The following is a 9,888-nucleotide window of genomic DNA, read 5'->3' as shown; positions in this document are numbered from 1 at the left end:
GCACCGGCCGGTTTCGCGGCCGCCGCTGAGAGCACGCAACGTGTGCGTCGGGGTATCACATATACTGTTACATATATATGATACTTAACTAACGATTAACGATATTGGTGAGCGAAACAGTTGAACGCGGCAGGAAGGTTGGAACCGCGATATCGCTTTCGTATCGACGCCGTTCTAAGACCAAAAACCCGGCCAGACCACGCTGCCGCGCAATTTGGCCGGGACTGATCAGACACAAGATGGTCTAGCGCGACGGCGCGGCCTCGGGTTTCGTCTCGAGCAGCTTCGAAAGCGCGATCTCGTTCACGACGGGGGGAGATTGCTTGAGCAGTTCCGCGACATAGGCGCGACGATTGGCCTCGATGCGTTCCGCCCTCATGCGCTGCACCAGGGCATCCCTCACCTCCGCAAACGGCCGCGTGTGCGCCGCCTCGGTTTCCAGCAGCTTCACGATATGCCAGCCGTCATCGAGCCGGATCGCTTCGGTGATGCCGGCTTTCGGCAGTCCGGTGACCTGGCTGCGGATTTCGGTCCGCAGATCCGGCTCGTTGACCCAGCCGATCTCGCCCTCGCGCCCGGCTGAATCAGACTCCTCGGACGAGCTGCGCGCGGTCGCGCCGAAATCCGCGCCCGGTTGCTTGAGCTTCTTGACGACGTCATCGAGCTTCTTGCGCGCGGTGTCCTCGGCGGCCTTGTCCGCATCCTTCGGCACCGCGATCACGATCTGCGCCACGCGGAAGCGGCGCGGGACGAGGAGCGCGCTGGCGTTTGCCTCGTACACGCTCTTGATCTCGGCCTCGCTCGGAAAGCTATCGGGCGGCGTCGTCACGGATTGGAGATAGCTCTCGACGATCAGGTTTTCGCGCGCTCGCGCGAGCTGAGCGACCACGGCCGGCTGCTGTTCCCATTTCTTGGCCGTCGCCTCCTTGAGCACGAGGCGATTGGCGAGGATCGCCCGCACCGTCTGGCTGAGCAGGGCCGGATCACGCGCCATCGCGGCCTGCTGGCGCGCGTCCAGAAGCTGGATCGTCGTCTTCACCTCGTCTGCGGTCACGTCGCTGCCGCCGACCCGCGCGATGACCTCGCCGGTCTTCACCGCCGAAACATCTTCGGCGGACGGCGCGCGCGCGGGTGCCGCAGGCGCGGGGCGCGCGGGTGCCGGCGCAGGCTGGGGTGCATTCCGGGTCTGGGCCGTGGCCATCGACGAGACGGCAGCGACCAGCGCGCTGGCCACCAAGGCGGTCTTGAATACATGTTTGGTCATGGCTTGGCCTTCTGTTCGAGGATCTTGTCGCGGAAGTCCTGGGCTGCATTCTGGTGCTCGACCCGCTTCAATCCGAACACGGGATCGTGGTCGAGAACCTTCTCGAACGGATCCATCGCCTCGTATTTGGTCACGACCTCGTCGGCGATCTTCCCCAGGCGGACGTTCTTGGCCTCGAGCGCCTTGGTGCTCGCCTTCAACGCGGTCGCCTCGGCTTCGAACTTGGCCCGCTCGGCATCCTTGGCTCGCGCCACGCTCGCTGCCTCGGCATAGGCGGTCTTCCACTTCTCGAGTGAATCGTCGCGCTCGGCGAGGCGTTCGTTGAAGTCCTTCACGGCCTGGCGATAGGCCTGCTCAGCTTCCTTGACCTGGGCACGGTACGCCTCGTTCTGCTTGCGCAGCCGGTCACGTTCCTGCTCGGCCGAGGTCAGCTTGGCCTGAAGCGCGGCACGTTGATCTTCCGCCGCTCTCGCCTGCGCGGTCGCGGCGCGCAGCGCCTCGCGCAGGCGATCGCCTTCCTGGTCCGCGCGCGCGGTCGCGGGGACCAACAATGCCAATGCGACGATGGAGGAGAGGCGCAGGAGCCGCATGGTCAGAACCTCGCATTGAGATCGAGCTGCACGATGTCCACCGCATAGGGCAGGCCCGCAATGCCGTTCGCGCTCATCCAGCGCACCGAGGCCCAGATGTTCTCGCCGAGGCCCACATTGCCGCCGATGAAGTAGCCCTTGAGGTTAGTGCCGCCGAGGCCGAAATCGGAATCGACGAACGCATCCACCATCGCGTCGGACTCGAGATATTTGTAGCCGACATGCGCGTTCCAGTCCCAGAGATGCTTGACCTCCTTGTTGCCGACCGTCAGGCGCGCGAGCCAGCCCTGGTTGCCGCCGTTGAAGGCGCCGGCCGCGCCGCTCGGGGTGCCTGCGAAATTGTTCACCGCGACGGCGGCGACGGCACCGCGATTGAACGCCGTGTTCCAGACGTATTCCGCGTCGAGGATGATGTGGACCGGATTGAATTGCGCGAAGTCAAGCTGGGCGCTGGCGACGACCGGACGGAAGTCGCTGGCGAGGCCGTAGTACTGGTAGTTCAGTGAACCATTCGGCGGGAACGAGGCCGGCAACACCAGCGGGATGTTGCGCAGCTGCATGTACGTATTGCCCTTCTGGGCAAAGGACGGCCGCAGGATATCGGTCTCGCAGACATCGGTTGCGGCGCCGACGAGGCATGGGCTGGAGAGCTTGCCGCGCATGTTGGTGAAATCATAGTAGGCGACCGCCATCGTCAGGCTCGTTTCGGGATCGAACCGCGCCCCGAAGCCGCCCTGCGCACCGAACAGCCATTTGTCGCGGCTCGGCGACTTGATCGGTCCACTCAGATTCGACGTGTTGAGACCGGCGTTGAGATCGGTATTGAAAACGGGGAAAGCGCCGCCGACGAAGAATGGTGTGAATCCTTCGGCGACTTCCTGCTTGGCCTGAATCGCAAAGCCGTCGAAGCCGATCTCCTTGTACCAGACCAGATCGGTCGGCGACCAGAACGGGTTGTCGAACCGGCCGACCGAGCCGACGAAGTCCTGCACGGGCTGATATTTGATAAACGCACGATCGAGCCACAGCGCGTATTTCGAGAAATCGCCACCATTGTTGCCGAACGTCTGATTGGTCGAGACGGGCGAGCTGTTCTCGCCTGTTGCGATCCTCAGGCCAGCGGTGAAGCCGTCGTACAGATCGACATCGGCGCCGAGCCGTGCACGAAAGCGGAAGCGATTGCGATCCTGCGTCGTGTTGTAGGTCGGCGGCAGGTAAGGATTGACCGCGTTGAAATTGTCCTCGAGGAACGGGCTTCCAGTGTTGATCGCATTGAAATTCTGCAGCGGGCCGTTCCCGGCCGGGAAATGATCGCCCTCATAGCGCACACGCACGTCTCCATAGAAGCGGATCCGCTGCGCCCACTCGGGATATTTGCCCGGCGAGGCCCAGTTCTCCTTCTCCGCCTTCGCCATCACCTCTGCCCTGATTTCGTCGCGCAGCTGTTTCTTGACGATCTCGGGAACGTAGGTGACGCGCTTGGTGCCGGGCGGCGAGACCGCTTCGGTCGCGGTCGCTGCCGCCTTCTCCGCGCCTTCCGCCTTCGTCGCGGCGTCGCGCGTCGCCTGACGGGCGACGTAGGCCTCATCGTCCGCCTGCTTGATCAACGCGGCCGCCTGCTCTTCGCTCAGCGTGCCCTGCTTCACGAGAAGATTGATCAGGTTGACGGTCGCATTGGACGACGGCGGCGAATTGCGCGAGACCGTCGGGAGCTTGCCACGAGGAGCTTCGTCCTGGGCTGACGCGGGCACGGTTAGCGCAAGCAGGATCGCTGCGCTTCCTGCCAGCTGTCGCTTCGTCATCTCTGCACCCCACATGACTCCAACCCTTCTTCCACTCTCTCACTCGTCTATGAGGACGGCCTGCGCCGCCCTGCCGTGTCGTCAGCCCGGACTGCGCGCCGTGACCTGCATCACGATCGGCGTCGGCATTTCCCTCGGCGGTGGCTCCCGCAAGGTCATGCCGCTGAGGATCTGGTCGCGAATCACCGCGTCGAGCTCAGCGTTGCCGGTGGAGGACATCAACTGCACGCGGGTGATCCGGCCGGTCGCATCCGGCCACAACCGGACCCTGACCCGCATCACCGCGTGACGGGTCTTGTCGTTCGCACGCAAGGCAGCCTCGATCTGCGACTGCACGATGCTGGCGTACCAGCCCCATTTGCTGCTTCCACCGCCGCCACCGCCGCCGCCGATCAGGCCGCCCTTGCCGCCCTTCAGGGTCCCCGGACCGGTCGTGTTGGCTTCGAGCGAAGGCGGGCTGTCGTTGGGATCGTTGGGCGCGTCCGGCGGCGCTTCCTTGGGAATGTCGACCGGCTTCTCCTCGATCATCTCCTGCTTGACCGGCATCTGCTCGACCATCTTCTGTTCGGGCTGCTGCTCCGGTGGAGGCGGCGGCGGAGGCGGAGGTGGCGGAGGCGGCACGACCATCGTGACCTGCAGCTCGTTCACCTTGCGCGGCGGGTTCTTGTCGCCGCTCATCAGCACCAGGACGCCCATGACCATGAGCGCGACGACAAGCAGACCACCGCCGCCCAGCAGCAGATAGCGCCGCCAGGCCGGTCTCTCGCTCTCGTCGATGTTGTCGCGCTGGTCCATCGGCATCACATGCGGCCAGGTTCACCGCGCCACCGGCTTGGTCGCCATGCCGACCTGGGTGAAGTTGAGGCGGCCGAGCATATCGAGCACGTCGACGACGTTCTGGTACTGGGTCTGGGCATCGCCGCGCACGACGATCGGAAACTCCGGCGTCAATGCACGCTGCTGCACCAGCCGCTGCTCGAGCTCCGGCAGCGTCACGGGGATGGTGTCGAGGAACAGCTTGCCGTCGTTGGCGACCGTGATCGCCTTCGTGGTCTGCTGCGCGAGTGACGGCGCTGCGCTGGCCTTCGGCAAGTTCACCTTCATGCCTTGCACGGTCGCGGTGGTCATGATGATGAAGATCACCAGGAGCACGTAGGCGAGATCGAGCATCGGCGTGATGTTGATGTCGTCGTACGGCTTGCTCTCGGACTGGACTTGCATGGTTTCACTCCGCCGCCTGCTTCACCGGCTCGTCCGGCAGCTCGTAGGATTCCGCGATCCGCGTGATGAACTCGTCGACGAAGACCTGCATCTCGCTGCTGACGTCCTTGATGCGGATCGTCAGGTAGTTGTAGGCAAACAGCGAGGGGATCGCGACGCCGAGACCGGCGACGGTCGCGACCAGCGCGGCCGCGATGCCGGGCGCGATGGCGTTGACGTTGACGTCACCGCTGGCCGCGATCGCCGCGAAGGTGATCATGACGCCGACGACGGTGCCGAGCAGACCGAGGAACGGGCCGCCGGAGATCGCGATCGTCAGCATCACCATCAGTCGGTTGAGGCGCTGGCTCTCCCGCACGAAGCCGCTGTCGAGCACGGCGCGAATCGACTGGATCGCCTGCGGCGACAGCCGGCGGTAGCCGCCACCCGCAAAGCGCCGCCGGATTTCCTGCGCGCCGGCCGCGAACAGGCGGTAGAGCGGCGCGGCATGCACCGCCTTGCGCTGCTTCTTGCCGAGCTCGCCGCCGAAGCTGGGGTCGTTCTCCTGGCTATCGAGCTGAAGCAGCCCGCTGATGTCGGTCGACGTCTCGCGAAAATGCTTCAGGAAAATCGTGTTACCGGCCGAAACCCGGTTCAGGTACGAGACGCGATCGACCATCACGTACCAGCTGATGAACGCCATGATCCCGAGCAGGCCGATCACCACCCAGCCGTCGACCGTCACCGAGCGCAGGATCACGCCGAAATAGCCGCCGCTGAACCAGCCTGAGGTTTCCTCATCGACGCTGAACGAGATCAGCTTGGCCTGGTCTGGGCCCTGCGCGATCGCGGCGAGTTTGATGAATCCGGCCGGACGCGCGACCTTGGCGATCTGGAATTCGTCGACGTCGCCGGCAAATCCCGACGCCTGGCTGGCCGGAGCCGCGGCAGGCGCTGGCGCCTGGGCCGCGTCGCCTGCGGCTGGGGTGGCCTCTGCGTCCGCTGCCGGGGCCGGAGCCGCCGTACTTGCGGCAGCACCGAGTTGCGCCGTACCGGTCATGGTGGGCAGGCCCGCAGCGAGGATCGCGGCCTGGTTGCCGTCGACATAGAGCGTGATCTGGCTGCCCTTGGCCGCAAAGGCGACATGGTGCCAGGTGCCGGCCGCAATTGCCGTCCCGCCGGCGGCACGCTGGGTGTTGCCGCCATTTGCGACCTCCACGAACGCGGCACCGTTGTCGAGGCCGACCGTGAGTCCGTTCGCTCCCTCGGTGCGGGAGAACAGCACGGCGCCGGGCTGCGGCGCGGTCATCTTGACCCAGATGGACCAGGTCAGCTCGCCGCCCTCGGCAACGACGAGCGACGGCGAGCCGGGAAGTGTGAGCGCGGCCTGACCGTCAAGGCGTGCGCCCTGCCCGATGATGGCGCCGTCCGCCGCCGGCACCGCGTTCTGCGCGGAGTTCGCCCAGGCCGTGATGTCCTGCGCCGGGGTCGCGCGGTCGTTGAAGTGATAGACCAGCAGCGTGTCGGGATCGTAGGTTCCCTTGGCGTCGACCGCGGTCGGCGCCTTCTGGTTTCCGTAGTAGAGCCAGATGTCGTTCTTGGTGCCGGGCTTCAGATCGGGAACGCTGACCCACACCAGCGCCTCTCCGAGCAGGGAGTCGTATTTCTCGACATGGTGCTTGAGGGGCGTCTTGTCGTCGCCGGCAATGAAGCGAAGATCGCCGCCGTCCTCCTTGGCCGCGCCGAAGCGGAAATTGCCGACGTGGAGCCGGACCAGGATCGGCGCGGTGCCGATCGCATCGCTGATGCCGGCACCTGACGGAGCGGTATCGATCGTGATCTTCTTGCGCAGCGTCCACTGGTCGTTCCACCACGCCGACGCCGGGCTCGGCCAAAGCGCCGCGAGAAAGAGGAGAGCGAGCATCACCGGCGCACTCAGGCCGTATCCGCGCCGTGATCCAAAGCGAAGGAGCGACATCTAGAATTCTCCCCAGAGGCGAAAGCTGATCCGCGGATGATTGGCGACCGTGACCTGCTGACTGGTCAGCGGCATGCCGACGAAAACGATGCTGTTGAGATAACGAAGCGTCTTCATGCGCATGCCGACGCCATAGCTTGCGAGGTCGAAATGCGATTGCTGATCCGGCAGCGGCTCATGGATCCTGGCGTTGCCGCCGTCGACGAACGCGAAGAAGCGCCACTCGTCGAATGCGTTGTACTTGATGGGATCGCCGAGCGGATTGGGGAGCTTCTGCTGCATGTATTGCGCGAGGTTGGGCGTGCGCAGCTCCAGCGTTCCGGCGATGCCGTAGTCGCCGAGCACCTCGGATTCGAGGTAGCCGCGCACCGTGTCCTGGCCGCCGAGGCTGAGCTGCTCGCTGGACACCAGCGGCTGATCCGCCACCTGGCCCTGAAGCTTGGCGTAGAGCTGGAAGCCTCCGGCGAAATCCTGAGTGTGCGAGATGTCCGCATGCAGCGTGATGAAGCTCGCGGTCGCGTCGAAGCGCTTGGCGTCGAACTCGTCGCGGCTGGAGCCGACGCCGCGCAGGCCGGCGGTGATCGTGGCGTTGAGCTGCGTGAGGTGCCCGTCGCCCTGCCAGGTCGCGCCGTAGGTGCCGACGAGCGGCACATAGGTCACGGGAGAGTCGAAGGCATCGCTGCCGAGCTTGAGCGTTTGCTTGAACTCCTTGTAGTCGACGCCGAGCGACAGGGTCTGGAAGAGATCGCCCTTGGACGGCAATGTCAGGACCGCGCGGCCACCGACGACCTGGCCTGGACCAATGACGTTCGCTCCGCCGACCGTCGCGACCGCGCTGTCGGAGACGAGGCCGTAGACGAGAACGCTGAGCCAGTCGATCTCCGTGCGCGCCAGATACGAGCCGGAGACGACCATCGCATCCTTTGGATTCATCGGAGCGACCTGGTAGGTCCAGGTCATGGAGTGGCCGAGCTGCCAAAGGTTGTCGTAGTGCATCGAGACGCTGGTCCGCAGCGGCGTGGTGCTCGGGCTCTGCTTGTTGTTGAGCTCGATGCTGCCATGCAGCGGATAGGTATCCTCGACGTTGAGATCGACATCGACTGTTCCCGGCGCGACACCCGCCCGCAGCGCCGGCGTGATCCGCCGGTCCGCCCAGCGATTGAGTGCGACGATGTCCTTCGTCACGTCCTGGAAATTCGGCAACGTTCCCTCCTTCAGCGAAGGCGCGTTGTCCTTGATGTTCTTGAGGTCGAAATAGCGCGAGCCCTTCACGCGCAAACGTCCGACCCGGTTCTCGGCGACCTCGAGCACGATGAAGCCGCGCTGCGCATCCTGCTGAGGCACGCCCACGCTCACGGTCTGAAGGCCCTTGTCGTGATAGGCCTTCTCCACCGCGGCGCGCGCCTTCTCGACATCCTGTGCGCTCCTGTTCGGACCGAGAAAGGGATAAACCGCGGCCTCTACCTCGATCTGCGGCAGATTGTCGGCTCCCTCCACGCGAAACTCGTCGATGTCGAAATGAGCTTCCGGAGCGGCGGGCTTGGCCGCATCGCCGGCGCCCTTGGCATCGCCGGTCCCTTTGGCCTCCCCGGCATCCTTGTTGGCCTCCCCGGTCCCTTTGGCAGGCGCGGTCGCTGCCGGCGCGGCTGCGGGCTTCGCCGCAGCAGACCTCGCGGCGTTAGCCTCAGGCTTCGCGAGCGCCGGCCTTGCACAGATCGCGCAGATCAGCAGGCCGCAGAAGGCGAGCCGCGAGAAGCGTGCGACGACCGTCCCCGTTCGCGATACGGCGCGCGACCGAACCGACGTCTGGCGGCGTGTGCGCCTCTCATGCAGATCACGCGAATTCACCTAAGCCTCGATATCATGCTCGCAATGCGGTCAGCTGTTGCTGCCGCAGAGGTGTTCGGACAGACCGAACCAACCGGAACGGATCAGCCGGCCGGGCCCTTATCCGATAGACGTTGCGCCCGCAGGGGCCGCGAAAAGATTCTCGCGTGCATCGCGAGGCGCTTCGTTTGAAGTGATGATTTCACGCAACATAACGCAACTATCGCGAACTGGCCGTTACTCGATAACGTCTCGTCACATTACCGTTGTGCGGCCTCACTACCGTCCCGCCAAAATTCGGGCTTTAATAAGTGGGGCGTAACATGACCAACGATAGCATCGCGAGCCTGCGCAGTTTGCTGCTCACCGAATATGTCGATTTCGATCGGCGACTGACGCGCCGTCTCGGCTCGCCGGATCTCGCGTCCGAGGCACTCAACGAGACCTTTCTCCGCCTCTCCGGCATGCGGGAGATCGGGCCCGTGCGCAGCCCCAAGGCGTATCTGTTTCGCATCGCGCTCAATATCGCCACCGATCGCCGCCGCGCCGAAAAGCGCCGCCTCACGGCCGATGAGGTCGACACCCTGCTCGAGATTCCCGATGATCGCCCGGATGCGGCCCGCGTGATCGAGGACCGCTCCGAGGTCGAACAGCTCAAGCGTGCGATCGCCGAGCTTCCGGAGCGCCGGCGTCGTGTCCTGATGCTCTCTCGTATTGATGGATTGCCAAACCGCGAGATCGCTGCTCTGCTTGGTGTGACGGTTCGCACCGTAGAGACCGACCTCAAGCAGGCAGTCGAGCATTGTGCCGATCGCCTCAAACGTCCCACGCGCGGCAAATTCGGTTTTCAACGTTCTGCGTCGTCTCACCTACAGAGATATGTCGATCGGGGCCATCCGCTCATGACCGGCATGGGCGGGAAAGCGCTGGATCGTGACGAAGCGAAACCATCAGGTCGACCAATTAGATCCTTTAATCCGTGAGGCACTGTCGTGGATCTTGCGCCTCAAATCGGGTGAGGCGACGATCGCGGATGCCGAACAACTGATGGACTGGCGCGGCAAGAGTTCCGCGCACGAACACGCCTTTCGCGATGCCGTGAAATGCTGGCGCGCCATCGGGGAGGCACTGACGACGAGCCGCCCGGCCCCCGCCGCCGTCAGGCGGCGGCGTCCATCGAGAAGCAAGAAGCGCGCATGATGCGGCTGGCCTGGACGAGGCCCTCAT

Annotated in this window: 9 protein-coding genes; 2 read left to right on the top strand and 7 right to left on the bottom strand. The window is 64.7% G+C overall.

Features of this window, described 5'->3' with window-relative positions; genetic code table 11:
- Positions 1 to 244: 244 nt before the first annotated feature.
- The 7 genes from JJB99_RS16980 to JJB99_RS16950 form a co-directional block, all read right to left on the bottom strand.
- Entirely contained in the window at positions 245 to 1,264 is a 1,020-nt protein-coding gene (locus JJB99_RS16980; protein ID WP_200499793.1) for a peptidylprolyl isomerase, read from the bottom strand.
- Positions 1,261 to 1,854 (bottom strand): hypothetical protein, encoded by a 594-nt coding sequence (locus JJB99_RS16975; protein ID WP_200499792.1) that lies wholly within the window; start codon positions 1,852 to 1,854, stop codon positions 1,261 to 1,263. Before JJB99_RS16975 ends, JJB99_RS16980 begins: the two co-directional genes overlap by 4 nt.
- A gap of 2 nt (positions 1,855 to 1,856) precedes the next feature.
- Positions 1,857 to 3,656, bottom strand: coding sequence for a putative porin (locus JJB99_RS16970; RefSeq protein ID WP_246775276.1), 1,800 nt, complete (start codon positions 3,654 to 3,656; stop codon positions 1,857 to 1,859).
- An 81-nt stretch (positions 3,657 to 3,737) separates the two neighbouring features.
- A complete protein-coding gene (locus JJB99_RS16965) occupies positions 3,738 to 4,451 on the bottom strand; it encodes a TonB C-terminal domain-containing protein (RefSeq protein ID WP_246775275.1) in 714 nt (237 codons plus the stop codon).
- 21 nt (positions 4,452 to 4,472) lie between these two features.
- Positions 4,473 to 4,877 carry an ExbD/TolR family protein gene (locus JJB99_RS16960; RefSeq protein ID WP_027559757.1) on the bottom strand — a complete coding sequence of 135 codons (405 nt, stop codon included), beginning with the start codon at positions 4,875 to 4,877 and terminating at the stop codon, positions 4,473 to 4,475.
- 4 nt (positions 4,878 to 4,881) lie between these two features.
- Complete coding sequence (locus JJB99_RS16955; RefSeq protein ID WP_200499789.1) at positions 4,882 to 6,834, bottom strand: DUF2341 domain-containing protein; 1,953 nt, start codon at positions 6,832 to 6,834, stop codon at positions 4,882 to 4,884.
- Positions 6,835 to 8,682, bottom strand: coding sequence for a ShlB/FhaC/HecB family hemolysin secretion/activation protein (locus JJB99_RS16950; protein ID WP_246775274.1), 1,848 nt, complete (start codon positions 8,680 to 8,682; stop codon positions 6,835 to 6,837). It lies immediately after the preceding gene.
- A 290-nt stretch (positions 8,683 to 8,972) separates the two neighbouring features.
- On the opposite strand from JJB99_RS16950, the gene JJB99_RS16945 reads away from it, so the two are divergent.
- Both JJB99_RS16945 and JJB99_RS36955 read left to right on the top strand, forming a co-directional pair.
- A complete protein-coding gene (locus JJB99_RS16945) occupies positions 8,973 to 9,644 on the top strand; it encodes an RNA polymerase sigma factor (RefSeq protein ID WP_246775273.1) in 672 nt (223 codons plus the stop codon).
- Positions 9,595 to 9,861 (top strand): FecR/PupR family sigma factor regulator, encoded by a 267-nt coding sequence (locus tag JJB99_RS36955; RefSeq protein WP_433995770.1) that lies wholly within the window; start codon positions 9,595 to 9,597, stop codon positions 9,859 to 9,861. Before JJB99_RS16945 ends, JJB99_RS36955 begins: the two co-directional genes overlap by 50 nt.
- Positions 9,862 to 9,888: the final 27 nt, after the last annotated feature.

This window comes from Bradyrhizobium diazoefficiens, assembly GCF_016616235.1.
Taxonomy (GTDB): domain Bacteria; phylum Pseudomonadota; class Alphaproteobacteria; order Rhizobiales; family Xanthobacteraceae; genus Bradyrhizobium; species Bradyrhizobium diazoefficiens_H.
Note: the sequence above shows the minus strand (reverse complement) of the source record. Positions and strands in the feature narration are given on the sequence as shown.

Coding starts and splice junctions, on each gene's coding strand:
- JJB99_RS16955 (WP_200499789.1), bottom strand. CDS start 6,834: ATGTCGCTCCTTCGCTTTGGATCACGGCGCGGATACGGCCTGAGTGCG.
- JJB99_RS16960 (WP_027559757.1), bottom strand. CDS start 4,877: ATGCAAGTCCAGTCCGAGAGCAAGCCGTACGACGACATCAACATCACG.
- JJB99_RS16965 (WP_246775275.1), bottom strand. CDS start 4,451: ATGGACCAGCGCGACAACATCGACGAGAGCGAGAGACCGGCCTGGCGG.
- JJB99_RS16975 (WP_200499792.1), bottom strand. CDS start 1,854: ATGCGGCTCCTGCGCCTCTCCTCCATCGTCGCATTGGCATTGTTGGTC.
- JJB99_RS16980 (WP_200499793.1), bottom strand. CDS start 1,264: ATGACCAAACATGTATTCAAGACCGCCTTGGTGGCCAGCGCGCTGGTC.
- JJB99_RS16970 (WP_246775276.1), bottom strand. CDS start 3,656: ATGACGAAGCGACAGCTGGCAGGAAGCGCAGCGATCCTGCTTGCGCTA.